Raw genomic sequence first — 15540 nt, 5'->3', positions numbered from 1 at the left:
TCTGCCATGTGAATGTTATAAATCAAAAAAATGTTACAACCGCAACGAACTACCTTGAAAAGGAAAAAGTCCAAAAATCACTTCGCATTTTATCAAAGTTTACCGATAATAAACAGATAAATATCATCTTTTATCTCCTTGCTGTTGAAGAACTCTGTGTCTGCGATATAGCCTGTTTACTAAATCTCAGTATGGCATCTGCCTCCCACCATCTTCGTAAACTAGCCAATCAAAACATCTTGGACACTAGAAGAGAGGGGAAAATTATATATTATTTTATAAAAGATGAGGAAATCAGAGATTTTTTTAATCAACTAGGATAACACATATTTTTACTACTTTTCCATGTTTATAGGGGTCTTATCTATGAAATTTTTTGATGAAAATTACTCACAAGAAATAATATATAGAACTATTTAAATATCTTCAGGATAGAAAAAGAAATTGTCCAGGAACGAAGAAACTGTATGACTGCACATTTATCGGCCAAAAATCGTATTTTAGAGGCATATCAAATTTTACTTCAAAAACAAGTTGTTGAAGATATATCTGTAAAAAATATCTTAGAATTAGCTCATGTATCTAGACCTACTTTCTATCACTATTTTACAGATAAATATGATCTCTCTAATTGTCTATATGATAAACTGTTATCAGAAACTTATAATGACTTTTTAGATGACCGTGACTTCAGAAAGCATTTTTTTAAAAGTTTTCTAATACTAAAAAATAATCAAGCAATCTTTGAACATCTTTTCGCAAATCCTGATGACCAAAATTCTTTATATAGCTATTGTATAAAATCTAATCTTGAACGCTTAAAAATTTTTTTAAACATGAAACTTATTAGTAATGAACAGCTAATTCAACTTCATACCTATGTGGTTGGTTCGACTTATGTTGGTTGGCAAATTGTTATTGGTGATTTCGAGATGAGTTTGGAAGAAGGGGTAAACTATTTAATTAATAATATTCCTGATTTCATCAAAACTGTTCTACAAATTGATTAGTCATAACTAGACATATATTATTATATTCGAATGTAATTCCATCTGAATATCAAAATGTTATTCAAAAAGAAGGAATATTGTGTACGCTATGTAGCGGCTGTTTCAATGAAGAAACTGAAAAGTCCTACTAGAAAAGTTACCTGACTTGTTTCAAGTTAGATGAAATTTAATCAAATTTCAAGCATAATAAAAAGCAGATAAAGGCTCAAGTTAAAGCTTTTTCTATAAATATGAAATCAAACCCTGACAAACCAGGTCTCAAAAAAGCCCGCAAGGCATCACAATTCTCAAAACGTTAATATTCAGTTATATCAACGTTTCAGAGCACTTTGCGAAGTTTTCGCAAGGTGCTTTTTTGATGAAAAATGTGCTTTGGTAATCCTTTTGGTAATCTTTCGAGACTTGGTTTTTGGTCAATATGAGGCTGAGCAATAAATCTAGTTCATTTAGCCTTATTAAGATACTCTGCAAATTTTGTAATTGACTGTTTTTCACCAGCTTTTGTAGCATGGCTATAAGTGTCTAAAGTCATCTGGCTGCTTGCATGGCCTAAGCGTTTAGCAGTATTGACTGGGTCAATTCCCATTTCAATCATCAAGGTTGCGTGAGTGTGTCTAAACCCATGTGGGCTAATCTTTTTAAGATTATGCTTACGTATAATACGTTTTAGAATATTGTTGATATAGTCAGCGTGTAAGGGTTCTATCTCACCATCTCGGTTGCAGTATGTAAACATAAATTCTTTGTCGAGAGAAAGAGGTTGTACTGATAATTGCCACTTTTCTCTGCTAGTTTCCTGTTTCCATTTGTTGAGGATAGAACAGGTTTCATCATCAAGATATATAGAGCGTACAGAGAATGTATTTTTAGTTCCTTTTTCAATGGCATGACCATCTATTCTTCCTAAACTTTTGCTGACTGTTAATAGTTGATTCTCAGAATCAAAATCTTCCCATTTAAGGGCGTAGAGCTCTCCTTTTCGTAACCCACTGTATGCTAGTAATCGAAATAGTGCATAATGTTTATAAGGTTCATTTTCTAAAATGATTGTCAAAAAATGATGCAACTCGTTAACTGTCCAATAGTTCTCACTGCCAGTTTTTTTGAGTTTAGGCATAATAACCTTGCTCATGGGATTTCGTTCAATATAATTCATATTAATGGCAAATTCAAATATTTTAGAAGTATAAGATTTGATTTGCTTCATGTTTTTGAATGTCTTGGCTTTGTCAGTGATGAAGGTTTGACAGTCTAAAGGACTGATTTTTGAAATTTTCTTTTCTCCAAAAACAGGAAGAATATGTAGGCGATAGAGGTCGGCAGTTTTGACTGCAGTAGTTGCTTCAACAGTATCTTTATAAGCTTCATACCACCTTTGATAAAGCTCTTGGTAAGTGTAGGTTGTTTGAGCAGTAATATGGACAAAAGTTCCACTATTCAACTGATGATTAACAGCAGTTTCATGAGCTTTGGCAGCTTTACGCGTCTTGAACCCTCGTTTAGTATAATATTTTTTCTTACCGTAGTCGTTTAGACCAAGGTAAACTTTAACAAAATAGGTGATTCCTTTTGTAGATTGGTACTTGTGTACAGACATAACAGTTCTCCGTTTCTAAGTTTTCGGAGCTTATGTAATTGAGAAACTGTTAGTTTATTTTTTATGTCGGTCTTCTTGTCTAATTCGGTATTCTTCGGTCTGAATCCAGGTTTGCCAAATTTCTGATTCTCGTTTTAAACTATTCATGTGTTTAGTGAAGGTTTTCATGAATTCTTCTTCATTATTAACCAAATAGCGAGCTAAAATGCGCCTAAAATCGTCTGAGAAGCCGTCATTTAAGGGCATAGACAGATGGATTTCTCCTAGTTCAATTCCTTTCTTCAGCTTTTCCATATCGCTTTTAAAAGGTGTTACAGAACTAATCTCGGAAATTTTAAAACTGTCAGAAATAATGTTCATAGTTGATGGTGCTTGTTTGTTATCATCAAGTCCTAAGATGTAAGCCATGGATACGCCGAAATAGTCAGCTAATTTTTGAGCATTTCCTTTTTTCGGTTGACGAATGCCTTGATTGTATCCTGATAAGGTTGGATAAGCGATATTTGTAGCAGAACTAATCTCAGTCAGTTTTTTGCCGCTCTCTTCTATCAGTTTTGCAATATGATTGGTCATAAATACCTCCTTGAGAGTATTATAACACATTTAATTCTTTTTGAATAAAAATAGTTGACAAAAATTCTAAAAGAATATATAATTCAAAATGAATAACAAACAAATTCGGAGTTTATTTAATTGAGAAATGGAAACGAGGTAATAATATGTCTGAAGAAGCGACTTTAGTTGTTCAACTTCCCAAAGTTTTGGAAAAACAGTTAAGGGCACATTATGATGAAATGGTCTCTACAGCTATTGAAAGAGCGCTAGAAGATAAAGAACTATACAAACCTATGGTTCGGATGGCCGCTCTTTCTAGGTGGCTTGATGTATCAACGACAACCCTTCAAAAATGGACACGAGAAGGAATGCCTACAATGGTCATTGATGGGGTGACTCTGTACGATAAACGAGCTGTCACTAGATGGCTAAAGCAATATGAAAGATAGGAGGTACATGTATGAGTGAAGTACAATGGATTAAGATTACTACAGATATCTTTGATGATGAAAAAATACAGTTGATTGAGTCAATGCCCGAAGGAGATACTTTAATTGTCATCTGGTTTAAACTACTCGTTTTAGCAGGTAAACAGAATTACAGCGGAGTCTTAGCTCTAGGAGATAAGGTCTTTTATACAGAAGAGATGTTAACTACAGTCTTTAGGAGAAAGTCAACGACTGTGAAGCTGGCTCTGAAAACATTTGAACAATTTGGAATGATTGCTTTTGTGGATGGAGCAGTCACAATTCCTAAATGGGAGAAACATCAGAATATTGATGGTCTAGAAAAAATTCGTAAACAAACAAGAGAAAGAGTGGCTCGTCATCGTCAAAAGCAAAAAGCTCTAGTAAGTGGGCAAGATAGTTTATCAATAGAATGTAACGTTACAGAAACGTTACCTGTAACGGAAAGTAACGGTCAAGTAACGCAACAGATTAAGAACAAGAATCAGAAAGAGAATAAGAATGTACTAGATAATAGTTCTAGAGAGACAGAAGATCAGTCAACAACTTATCTCAAACCAGAGTATTATTCCCTTTTGCAAGTGATTGCGGATAGATATAACGATCGTTTTATTTACCCCTATAATTACACCCTAACTCATAAGCAAAAAATGGCGATTGGACAGTTTTTAAGCGAAGGCTATATGACTTCTGATGAAGTCTTGGGAATGATAGATCGTATTCCTAATGATGTAGAGTCACCATTAGCCTATTTAATGAGCTCTATGGAGCGCCTAAAAGATGAGCGATTATTGGAAGCTAAGGTAATTGCTCATGAAAATGCTAGAAAGTTTTACCAAAAGGGATAAGGAGAGTAGAATGACAATTTATTATCAATTGGAGAATATGCTAGTCGCTGGTTTTAAATCAGAAGAAGAGTTACAACGGTATCAAGGGTTAAAAGCAGAGTATGAGGAAGAAACCCTGGATTATAGTTTCTCAATTAGAGAAATTGTCAATCAATTAGAAATTATTATCCAGAGTAGAGAAAATGACTTCCCAAATTTAGAAGAAGGGCTGTTGCAAGATTATCAGGAACTTGTAGAATATTTGAGGGAATACGATGTGTCTCAGGCAGAAAAATACACAAGGAGAATTTATTGTGGTTGAGCGTTATCGAACAGTTCTGAAAAAATTCTATATCACAAAATCGCAGAATCAAACGCTAAACTACCTTATCAGTTATACAGGTTTAAGGAATTTTTCTAACTATGCTAGGAAAATGTTATTTAAGAAATTCCCTATTGTTTTGGTATTTGATGAAACTTCATTTGAAGACTTCATATTTTCTTTGAGGCGAATTAAAAATAATATCAATCAGTTAGCAAGGATGCAGAGAAATCTCAGGATCTTCAAGCATTACGAGCTATGACTTACAGTGTTCAAATGATTGAAAAATATGAAAAATCGTTCCTTAAATACCATAAAACGAAAAAGGCGAGGTTACTATCAAAAGTGGATGAATGAAAAATAGAATTAAAAATATCGTGAAGCAAGTCTTTTTGACTGAGGATGAGAATAAAAGATTGTTAGCATTAATGGCTAATGAAAAAGAGTCAAACTTTTCCGCTTTTGCCAGAAAGAAATTATTTAACCAAGAGATTGAATCATGGACGATTAATTTTCCAGAGTATGAGCAACTGACAGAGCGATTCATTCAGATTGGCAGATCAATTAATAGGATTGCCAAGTTTTCAACTCAGGTTGGAAATATTTCACAACAGAATTTTATAGAACTTGGTCAGTTGATAACTCAATTATTGGATGAATTGGAAAAGGGACTCTCAGTTAACCTGAAAAAGAAGTCTACTAAACATTAAATAAGTAAATGAAACCGCAGGAATTTATCTGCGGTTTTCTTATGTCCTTCTAAAAAATGATTGTCTGACAATGTCAGCCACCGTGTCTGGCACGGGGAATTTAGAATTGATACAAAAACATAATTTTAGGTCTTTGCGAGCTCAGATAGTGTATACACACTATCGAAAAAATAAACCATCAGTAACGAGTTTGGGAGCTCCTTCTCCTGATGGATTTTAACACTTGGGGCAAAGCCCCAAACCCCTTGAGAAATAATACAAGATGAGGTTAGAAAATGGTATAATAGACGGGTAACATACTTCTGATAATTTTTTATTAAGTGTAGATGTGGAGAGACTTGGTATGGCGACATTCATCAAAGACAAAAAGAGCATGAGCGAAGAAGATATTAAAGCGAATTTCATCACACCAGCCATTTTAGCTAAAGGTTGGAAAAATGGTGAGCATATTGCCTATGAGGAATATTTTACAGATGGGCGAATAGAGGTTCGAGGTGATAAGGCTCGTCGTAAAGAAGGGAAAAAATCAGACTATGCTCTCTACTATCAATTTGGGCAGCGTATTGCAATCGTTGAAGCTAAAGATAATAAGCATAGTTTACGAGCTGGATTACAGCAGGCGATTGAATATGGTGAGATTTTAGATGTTCCTTTTGTTTATTCCTCAAATGGTAATGGTTTTATTGAGCATGACCGTATCACGAGGCAAGAACGTGAGTTAACTTTAGAGGAGTTTCCTACTCGTGAAGAATTATTTGAGCGTTTGATTTCTGAAAAAGAGATAAGTTCTGAGGTTTCAAAGGCGATTTCAGTCCCTTACTATACTGATGCGTTCTCCAATAAAACACCACGTTATTACCAGCAAATCGCTATCAACCGTACCGTTGAGGCGGTTGCAAGAGGAGAAAATCGGGTCATGTTTGTTATGGCAACAGGGACAGGTAAGACCTTTATGGCTTTTCAAATTATCCATCGTTTGCGAAAAGCTGGTTTAGCCAAACGTGTTCTCTTTTTAGCCGACCGAAATATCTTAGTTGACCAAACAATGGCTGAAGATTTTAAGCCTTTTGAAAAGGTTATGACCAAAATCACAGCAAAGTTACTGAACTCTCCAGAAAAGTTAAATTCTTTTGAAATTTACTTAGGTTTGTATCAGCAATTAACAGGTGAAGACGGCGAAGAAACGCATTACCAAAAGTTTGATAAGGATTTCTTTGACCTGATTATTATTGATGAGGCTCACCGCGGTTCAGCTAAGGAGGACAGCAACTGGCGCCAAGTGATTGATTATTTTGCCTCAGCAACCCAGATTGGGATGACAGCGACACCAAAGGAGACAAAAGAGGTTTCCAATATAGATTATTTTGGTGAACCAATTTACACCTATAGTTTGAAACAGGGCATTGAGGATGGCTTCCTGGCTCCTTATCGCGTGATGCGGGTCAATTTGAATATTGATGTTGATGGCTATCGTCCAGAAAATGGGAAAACGGATGCCGCAGGAAAACTTATCGAAGATAGGTACTATGGTCGAAAAGATTTTGATAAGACTATTGTTATTGATGACCGTACTCAGAAGGTGGCCAAGTTTGTTTCTGATTACATGAAACAGAACAATGCTCGATTTGACAAAACCATTGTCTTTTGTGTTGATATTGACCATGCTGAGCGGATGCGAGCAGCTTTTGTCAAAGAAAACCCTGATTTGGTTCAGGAAGACTATCGCTATGTGATGCAGGTGACTGGCGACAATGCCGAGGGTAAAGCACAGCTAGATAACTTTATGGATGTTAATTCTAAGTTTCCAGCTATTGTCACAACATCAAAACTCTTGACAACGGGGGTCAATGCAAAAACTTGTCGTTTGATTGTGCTCGATTCCAATATTCAATCCATGACGGAGTTCAAACAGATTATTGGTCGTGGGACACGTTTGTACCCGCAGAAAGGGAAAGAATTTTTCACCATTATTGATTTTAGAAACGTGACCAATTTATTTGCAGATCCAGATTTTGATGGAGAGCCAGCGTATGTCTTTGACCCTAAAGGGCCAACTGGAGGTGGCGGCGAATCAACTGGAGGAGGAGAACCTATTGAAAAATATAGGGTCACTGATAAAAAAGTAGATGTTCTCAATTCAACCATTCAGGTTTTGGATGAAAATGGGAAGTTAGTGACAGAAAGTCTGACCGATTATACTCGGAAAAATATTCTAGGAGCTTACGCTACCTTGACCGAGTTTATTACTGCCTGGCAAGCAGCGGATAAGAAAAGAGTCATCTTAGAAGAACTCTATAAAAAAGGCGTTTATCTTGATGCTATTCGAGAAGCAGAAGGGATTTCTGAACAGGAGATTGATGACTTTGACTTGCTGTTAAAACTGGCTTATGGTCAAAAAGAGTTGACTAAGAGCCAGAGAATTAGCAGGGTTAAAAGTAGTGGTTATCTGCAAAAGTACAGTGAAGAGGCCCGAGCTGTTTTAGAGACGTTATTAGATAAGTACATGGATAAGGGGATTGGTGAACTGGAAAGCATTGAAACGCTAAAATTACCAGAGTTTCAAATTTACGGTGGAACCTTTAAGATTATCAATACCTATTTTGGAAATAAGCAAGCCTATCTAAGGGCCATTAAAGAATTGGAAGAAGAGCTATTTACAGTAGCTTAATGAAAGGAAACTATGTCAATTACATCATTTGTGAAACGTATTCAAGATATTACACGCAATGACGCAGGTGTTAATGGAGACGCCCAACGTATTGAACAAATGTCTTGGTTACTCTTTTTGAAAATTTATGATAGCCGTGAGTTGGTTTGGGAGTTGGAGGAAGATGATTATGAGTCAATTATTCCTGAAGACTTAAAATGGCGAAATTGGGCTCACGCTGAAAAAGGTGAGCAAGTCTTGACAGGTGATGATTTGCTTGATTTTGTGAACAATAGGCTGTTTAAGGAATTAAAAGAGCTTGAAATCACACCCAATATGCCCATTCGGAAAAGCATTGTTAAATCAGCCTTTGAAGATGCTAATAACTACATGAAAAACGGTGTGCTCTTGCGTCAGGTTATCAATGTCATTGATGAGGTGGACTTTAATAGTCCAGAAGACCGACACTCCTTTAATGATATTTATGAGAAAATCCTCAAGGACATCCAAAGTGCAGGGAACTCTGGGGAATTTTATACCCCTCGTGCAGCGACCGATTTCATTGCTGAAATGCTTGACCCTAAATTAGGTGAAACAATGGCTGATCTTGCCTGTGGAACAGGTGGTTTCTTGACCTCGACTTTAAATTATTTAAGCAAACAGCGTAAGACTAGCGAGGATATTCAAAAATACAATCAGGCTGTCTTTGGGATTGAGAAAAAAGCCTTTCCTCACCTTTTAGCAGTGACGAACCTCTTTCTTCATGAAATTGATGACCCTAAAATCATTCATGGCAATACCTTGGAGAAAAATGTCCGAGAGTACACAGATGACGAGAAGTTTGACCTTATCATGATGAACCCACCTTTTGGTGGTTCCGAACTTGATACGATTAAAAATAATTTTCCGGCAGAGTTGCGGAGTTCGGAGACAGCGGACCTTTTTATGGCAGTTATCATGTATAGGCTGAAAGAAAACGGTCGTGTTGGGGTAATTTTACCAGATGGCTTTCTCTTTGGAGAGGGTGTTAAAACTCGTTTGAAAGAAAAATTGGTTGAGGAATTTAATCTTCATACGATTATCCGTTTGCCTCATAGTGTCTTTGCACCTTACACAGGTATTCACACCAATATCCTTTTCTTTGACAAGACTAAGAAGACGGAGCAGACTTGGTTTTATCGTTTGGATATGCCAGAGGGGTATAAAAACTTTTCTAAGACCAAACCGATGAAATCAGAGCATTTCAATCCTGTTCGTGAGTGGTGGACTAGCCGTGAGGAGATTTTAGAGGGAAATTTTTATAAAGCCAAATCTTTTACACCATCTGAGTTAGCTGATTTGAACTATAATTTTGATCAATGTGGCTTTCCCAAGGAAGAAGAAGAGATTTTGGAACCGCTGGAACTTATTCAAAACTATCAGCAAGAAAGAGCGGCTTTGAACCAAAAAATAGATGCTGTTTTGGCAGATATTTTAGAGCTTTTGGAGGAGAACTAATGACCCCAGAACAACTAAAAGCTAGTATCTTACAGAGAGCGATGGAGGGGAAATTGGTTCCTCAAGACCCAACTGACGAGCCAGCTAGTGAGCTTCTTAAACGTATCAAAGCGGAAAAAGAAAACCTCATTGCTGATGGCAAAATCAAGCGAGATAAAAAAGAAACAGAGCTTTTTCGAGGTGCTGACGGGAAACCTTATGAGAAGTTGGCAGATGGAACTATCCAAGAAGTTGAAGTACCATATGAGATACCAGAGAGTTGGAACTGGGTGAAATTAAGAAATATTGGTAGTATTACCTCTGGAGGCACGCCAAAATCTTCTGAACCTTCCTACTATGGTGGGAAAATCACTTGGATAACTCCAGCAGATATGGGAAAACAGCAAAATAATAAGTTTTTTGCTAAATCATCGAAAAAAATTACTGAATTAGGTTTACAAAAATCTTCTGCTCAACTAATTTCAAAAAACTCTATTGTTTATTCTAGTCGAGCTCCAATCGGACATATAAATATTGTTACTGAAGACTACACTACAAATCAAGGTTGTAAATCAATAACACCTCTACTTGTTGATTTAATTTTTTTATATTGGTTACTACAAGTTTAGAACCAAAGATATTATTTTACGTTCTTCAGGGACAACATTTAAGGAAATATCAGCATCAGGTTTTGGAGATACACTTCTCCCCCTCCCTCCCCTCGCTGAGCAAAAACGGATTGTCGCTCAAATCGAAAAAGCATTAGCAAAAGTAGACGAGTATGCAGAAAGTTACAATAAACTACAACAACTAGACAAAGAATTTCCAGATAAACTGAAGAAATCTATCCTCCAATACGCCATGCAAGGTAAGCTAGTAGCTCAAAGTCCAGATGATGAACCTGTTGAAGTCTTGCTTGAAAAAATCAAAGCTGAAAAGCAAAAACTCTATGAGGAAGGTAAACTCAAGAAGAAAGATTTGGCAGAAATAGTGGTGACAAAAGGAGATGATAACTCTCCTTATGGGAAGATACTCAGTTGGAAAACCTCAACACTAAATAGAGTGACTAATCTTTATACAGGTAATAGTATAAATGCAACTCAAAAGCAATATTATTTTTCGAGTGGTGTCGGGATAAATTATATCGCGACAAAAGATGTTGATTTTAATGGGAACATTACTTATGATAATGGTATAAAAATCCCTGACACCTACTTAGATGGTTTTAAGATAAGCCAACCTCAATCAATATTACTCTGTCTAGAGGGAGGAAGTGCTGGACGTAAAATAGGGATGCTAGACCAAGCTGTTTGTTTTGGAAATAAACTTTGTAACCTCTCGTTTTATTCAGGTAACAATAAATTTTTATATTATTTTTTACAAAGTCCTCAGTTCCTGAACGATTTTCAAGAGAACAAATCAGGAATTATCGGAGGTGTTAGCCTAAAGAATCTAGGTAATATTTCAATTCCATTAGTTCCATTAGCAGAGCAAGCACGCATTAGTCATAGAGTTGAGCAACTTTTTGAAAAAGTAAATCAACTTTAGATACAATTTTTTTCATTTCCTGATAATTTGAAATAGGTATCAATAACTCTGAAATACTGGTGCTATTTAGTGTTTTGCCTTTTATAGCATCTTTTGAATTTCCAGCCGTAGAAATTAGTGGTAAAAACATCATTAAATAATTTCTAATAATATTTTTCTTATCACTATATGGAAATATAGAAATAATTGCCTCATTATGACTGGCTGGAACATCTAATATCGCAACCTTGCCGATTGATAGTTTAAAACTCATCAGTAGGGTATCTGCGGGAACAATTTTAATATTTGTTTGCTTTATAGCTAAATGAGATATACACTCCTTTGTTTTAGTAATATAACCACTATTAGGCATATCTGAAATAGATACCCAAGGAATATCAACTCCCCAATAAGTTGGTTCACTTCTTGGAGGTGTTTTTCCAATATTGAATAACACTATTCCCCCAAACATAACGTAACTCCAAGAGTTAGGAATCTCAGGCATAGTTGAACGGGCAAAATCACTATTTTCTTTGTTATTCCCATAAGGAGAGCAACCGTCACAAAAAATAGCAGAAAGTCTATACGACCTTCTGCTATTTTAAGTCACCAATTAACAACCCTATCTATGATAGCTTGTTGTTCTGTCGCTGTTTTTCTGAGGTAGATACGAGTTGTTTCGATACTTTCGTGTCCCATCAAATCTGCTAACAGGGCAATATCATTGTATTTGGCAAGAAAATTTTTGGCAAATAGGTGTCTAAAGGAATGAGGATAGACTACCTTGGTATTGAGTTGATATTTTACAGCATAGTTTTTTAGTTGTTGGGCAATCCCTCTAGCTGTAATCGGCTGACTAAATTTATTAAGGAAAAGGTACCCGCTTTGGCGATTTTCAGTATCAAGCCATTTCTGACAACTGTCACGTAATTTTTTAGGGATGTAGAGTCGTCGCATTTTACCACCCTTTGAGTAAATGTCAAAATAACCGACCTCCACATGTTCTACTTTTAATTTTATCAATTCACTAACACGAGCTCCTGTTGCTCCTAGAAACCAAACTACAAAATGCCATTTTAAGTTATCATCTTTTTTCAAACTCCGTTTCAGAAAGAGGTAATCCGCATGGCTGATAACATCTTCTAAAAATGGTTTCTGCTGGATTTTAACAAATTTTAATTTCAAATCATCATGTCCAATAAAAACAAGGTATTTATTAAGCCCCTGCAATCGTAGATTAACCGTTTTAGGCTTGAAATTATCCAGTAAGTATCCTTTATATTCAAATAAATCTTCTATTTTTAACTCATAATGTTCTAAGAAAAAGCGAACACCATACAGGTAAGACCGTATGGTGTTTTCAGCTAATCCAGCTTTTCGTAAATGTAGTTCAAAGTCTTTCATCTTCAACTCCTATCTGATTTTTGATAGAAATTCCACCGCACATAAGTATTATACTAAAGATTCGATAACTGAAAAGACTTGAGAGATTTTAGAAACAATACGCTGTTGTTCGGTGAGAGGCGGGAGGGGGAGGAGAGTTGAATTTAGAAAACCAGAACTTACCCTTGGCATTTTAACACCATAAACCGACTGGATAATATTAAAATAATAAAACGGTGAAATCATACAGTATCTTATGTACTCTAGCGAAATATTCCCAAAAACTTTAATCGGAAGAAGTTCTGTTGTCGCAAAACCGTTTTCGTCAGAAATGATAACTTTCTTTAGATTGGGCCGTAATTTAGCATATAAAATAGTGTCTTTAGAAAAAGATATTTTATTACTTTTATAAGACGACTTTCCTGTTTTATAGTTTTTTCTAACTAATCTTCCGGTCTCTTTTTCTATATCTTCCATATCTAAAACCCAGCTATCATTTGGAATCTTATCTCCAGATATACTAGAAAAAAAATTCAACGAAGATATATTACCTAACCTTACCCATTCCCAGCTTTTTGGAATGTTGTACGGCACTTCCTTATAAGGAGAGTTATCATCTCCTTTTGTCACCACTATTTCTGCCAAATCTTTCTTCTTGAGTTTCCCTTCCTCATAGAGTTTTTGCTTTTCAGCTTGGATTTTTTCAAGCAAAACCTCAACGGGTTCATCGTTAGGGTCTTGAGGAACCAACTTACCTTGCATGGCATATTGAAGAATAGATTTTTTCAACTTATCTGGAAAGGATTTGTCCAATTCTTGAAGTTTATTGTAACTTTCGGAATATGCATCTACCTTTTCCAAGGCACGTTCGATTTGCTCCACAATCCGTTTCTGTTCAGAGAGAGGCGGGAGGGGGAAGAGAATATTGTTCAATTTTATTATTGTTAGAGCTGAGTATGCCGTTCCTGATACTGTAGATGTGACTTGCTCCCAAAAGAATGGACTATGTATGCATCTTTCAATAAAATACGAGTTAAAATACTCATTTGAACAAATTTGAGTAATATTTCCATCTTTGTAATAAAATTTTCTTTCATCGCAAATCCAAGTATTTCCGATACTTCCTACGGATGTAATTAAAATATCTCCTTGTTTAGGAACTCCATAGCTATCTTGTAATGTTTGATAATGTTCATCAGTAATAAAAAGTTCGGTGATAATATCTTCATTTCGATGTAAGTTACCTATTTCTTTAGACCTATAGAATGGTATCCCAGACTTAGCGTAATCTTTTTGGAGTACTCTTTTACTTGATTTTACCAAAGCAATTTCTTTTAATTTCACCCACTCCCAACTATCTGGTATATCATAGGGGACTTCCACTTCCTTAACTGTTCCATCTGCCAACTTCTCATAAGGTTTCTTAGCACAATGAATTGGAAGCAAGAAAGAATGGGAGATGTGTTATAATAGAGCTATAACACTCAGGAGAATGACATGAATCAAACCCTATCCCACTACCAGTTCTCACCAGAGACTCAATACTTGGACAGGAAATCTGCACGCAAAAAGCCGTCTGAACTTCTTAAACATCTGATTGCCTTTGCTAATGCAGATGGTGGCCAGCTGGTAATCGGTATTGAGGACGACAAGCAAAATAACATCATTACTGGCTTCAAAGATGGCAGAGCCTATCCCATTGATGACTTCAAAAAGATTGACCGTGAGATGCGTGATACTCCTTTGGACTTATCTTTTGAAGAAATCCCTGTGCGAAACCATAAGGGTGAAGACGATGTGATTTTGGTTATCTCAGTTGAATTATCTTCAAACCGAGTGATTGCTGCGCCTAATGATGAGGTTTACCTGCGTCAGGGTGATGAGACCGTTAAGCTCAGTTATGAACAACGAACTCAACTCAGCTATGATAAGGGACAGCGTTTCTTTGAGGATGAAGTTGTGGCTAATGCAACCTTAGAAGACATTGATGATAGTCTGGTACAGGATTTCAAGAATCGATTTGATATTTCAGACCGCTCTACGGAAGAAATTCTCAAAGCTCGGCGTTTTCTGGTCAATGGTAAATTGACCAAGGCTGCTATCTTGCTTTTTGGTAAATACCCATCAGCTTTCTTCCCTCAAGCTCGTGTTCGTTTTCAACGGTTTGATGGCACAGACATGGGGACAGGGACTAGTTTTAACGTCATCAAGGAAGTGACTTTTGATGATGCTCTGCCAACCCTAATTATCAAGGCTCGCGATTTTATTCGTACCCAGCTGCGTGAGTTCCAATATCTGGATGATAATGGACAATTTCAAATTTTGCCTGAGTATCCAGAATTTGCCTGGTTTGAAGGTGTTGTCAATGCTGTTACTCACCGTGATTACTCTGTCTATGGCGACCATATTCGTGTGCTCATGTTTGATGATCGACTGGAGATTCATAGCCCAGGGAAATTGCCAAATATCGTCACCGTTGACAATATCAAGCATGAACGGTTTTCAAGAAATCCTCGGATTGCCAGAACCTTGACGGAGTTTGGTTGGGTCCGTGAGATGAATGAAGGTGTTAAACGGATTTACTCTGAGATGGAATCAGCCTTTCTCCATGAACCAAAATACTCTGAACCTGGGAACAAGGTTGTTCTGACGCTTGAAAACAATATTGTCAGCCGACACCTACGGACCCGAGATAGTTTGGAGAAACAGTTTACTGATTTTGGCGACCTCAATGCTGATGAACAATTGCTGGTTCACTATATGTACAATTCTGGTGAGAAGATGACCACCGCAAAAGCCATTGAGCTGACGGGAAGAAGTCGCTCGTTTGTTGTTAAAATGTTGCATCATCTTCGTGATTTAGAAATCATCACTTGGTTTGGATCAAGTAAAAATGACCGCAATCAATATTATCTTTTAATTGATAAATGATTACAGTCAGGGTACTATTAGTAATAAGAATACAGTAGAATACAGTAGAATACAGTAGAATACAGTAGAATACAGTAGAATACAGTAG

At 36.3% G+C, this 15540-nt stretch carries 14 protein-coding genes and 2 pseudogenes; 11 read left to right on the top strand and 5 right to left on the bottom strand.

All coding sequences use genetic code 11. The features are described from left to right. Window positions 1-323 (top strand): Cd(II)/Zn(II)-sensing metalloregulatory transcriptional regulator CadX (gene cadX / locus A3GW_RS0104745; RefSeq protein WP_018368157.1); only part of this gene is annotated, 323 nt, incomplete at its 5' end. A gap of 144 nt (window positions 324-467) precedes the next feature. Beyond that, entirely contained in the window at window positions 468-1010 is a 543-nt protein-coding gene (locus A3GW_RS0104740; protein WP_017648187.1) for a TetR family transcriptional regulator, read from the top strand. A gap of 442 nt (window positions 1011-1452) precedes the next feature. Here A3GW_RS0104740 and A3GW_RS0104735 read toward each other — a convergent pair whose 3' ends face one another. Together A3GW_RS0104735 and A3GW_RS0104730 are read right to left on the bottom strand one after the other, a co-directional pair. Continuing rightward, window positions 1453-2607, bottom strand: a complete 1155-nt coding sequence (locus tag A3GW_RS0104735; RefSeq protein ID WP_018368156.1) for a site-specific integrase — start codon at window positions 2605-2607, stop codon at window positions 1453-1455. A gap of 54 nt (window positions 2608-2661) precedes the next feature. Then, window positions 2662-3180, bottom strand: a complete 519-nt coding sequence (locus A3GW_RS0104730) for a helix-turn-helix domain-containing protein (RefSeq protein WP_000181342.1) — start codon at window positions 3178-3180, stop codon at window positions 2662-2664. A 146-nt stretch (window positions 3181-3326) separates the two neighbouring features. Here A3GW_RS0104730 and A3GW_RS0104725 point away from each other — a divergent pair, with 146 nt between their 5' ends. The 8 genes and pseudogenes from A3GW_RS0104725 (at window position 3327) to A3GW_RS10825 (ending at window position 11159) form a co-directional block, all read left to right on the top strand. Continuing rightward, window positions 3327-3611, top strand: coding sequence for a hypothetical protein (locus tag A3GW_RS0104725; RefSeq protein ID WP_001287945.1), 285 nt, complete (start codon window positions 3327-3329; stop codon window positions 3609-3611). Window positions 3612-3622: 11 nt separating this feature from the next. Beyond that, entirely contained in the window at window positions 3623-4477 is an 855-nt protein-coding gene (locus A3GW_RS0104720; RefSeq protein ID WP_018368155.1) for a phage replisome organizer N-terminal domain-containing protein, read from the top strand. A 10-nt stretch (window positions 4478-4487) separates the two neighbouring features. Further along, entirely contained in the window at window positions 4488-4778 is a 291-nt protein-coding gene (locus A3GW_RS0104715; protein ID WP_000158581.1) for a DUF5962 family protein, read from the top strand. Beyond that, window positions 4771-5135, top strand: a pseudogene (locus tag A3GW_RS10830) (plasmid mobilization protein). Before A3GW_RS0104715 ends, A3GW_RS10830 begins: the two are co-directional and overlap by 8 nt. Next, window positions 5132-5488 carry a hypothetical protein gene (locus A3GW_RS0104705; RefSeq protein WP_018368153.1) on the top strand — a complete coding sequence of 119 codons (357 nt, stop codon included), beginning with the start codon at window positions 5132-5134 and terminating at the stop codon, window positions 5486-5488. The pseudogene A3GW_RS10830 and the gene A3GW_RS0104705 overlap by 4 nt, the downstream one beginning before the upstream one ends. A 343-nt stretch (window positions 5489-5831) precedes the next feature. After that, window positions 5832-8156, top strand: a complete 2325-nt coding sequence (hsdR, locus tag A3GW_RS0104700; RefSeq protein ID WP_000190122.1) for an EcoAI/FtnUII family type I restriction enzme subunit R — start codon at window positions 5832-5834, stop codon at window positions 8154-8156. Between the two features lie 12 nt (window positions 8157-8168). Next, on the top strand, window positions 8169-9632 hold the full coding sequence (locus A3GW_RS0104695) for a class I SAM-dependent DNA methyltransferase (protein ID WP_000029031.1): 1464 nt from the start codon (window positions 8169-8171) through the stop codon (window positions 9630-9632). Beyond that, window positions 9632-11159, top strand: a pseudogene (locus A3GW_RS10825) (restriction endonuclease subunit S). Before A3GW_RS0104695 ends, A3GW_RS10825 begins: the two are co-directional and overlap by 1 nt. On the opposite strand, the gene A3GW_RS0104685 reads toward A3GW_RS10825, so the two are convergent. From A3GW_RS0104685 to A3GW_RS0104675, 3 genes are all read right to left on the bottom strand, one after another. Continuing rightward, window positions 11113-11610, bottom strand: a complete 498-nt coding sequence (locus tag A3GW_RS0104685; RefSeq protein ID WP_018368150.1) for a restriction endonuclease subunit S — start codon at window positions 11608-11610, stop codon at window positions 11113-11115. The pseudogene A3GW_RS10825 and the gene A3GW_RS0104685 sit on opposite strands and share 47 nt — an antisense overlap. A 134-nt stretch (window positions 11611-11744) precedes the next feature. Continuing rightward, entirely contained in the window at window positions 11745-12542 is a 798-nt protein-coding gene (gene psrA / locus A3GW_RS0104680) for a tyrosine-type DNA invertase PsrA (protein ID WP_000651186.1), read from the bottom strand. A 48-nt stretch (window positions 12543-12590) separates the two neighbouring features. Continuing rightward, window positions 12591-13928: a restriction endonuclease subunit S gene (locus tag A3GW_RS0104675; protein WP_233275312.1), complete on the bottom strand. Its 1338-nt coding sequence runs from the start codon at window positions 13926-13928 to the stop codon at window positions 12591-12593. 90 nt (window positions 13929-14018) lie between these two features. Here A3GW_RS0104675 and A3GW_RS0104670 point away from each other — a divergent pair, with 90 nt between their 5' ends. Continuing rightward, window positions 14019-15452 carry an ATP-binding protein gene (locus A3GW_RS0104670; protein ID WP_018368148.1) on the top strand — a complete coding sequence of 478 codons (1434 nt, stop codon included), beginning with the start codon at window positions 14019-14021 and terminating at the stop codon, window positions 15450-15452. The last annotated feature ends 88 nt before the right edge of the window (window positions 15453-15540 follow it).

This window comes from Streptococcus entericus DSM 14446, from assembly GCF_000380025.1.
Taxonomy (GTDB): Bacteria; Bacillota; Bacilli; order Lactobacillales; family Streptococcaceae; genus Streptococcus; species Streptococcus entericus.
Note: the sequence above shows the minus strand (reverse complement) of the source record. Positions and strands in the feature narration are given on the sequence as shown.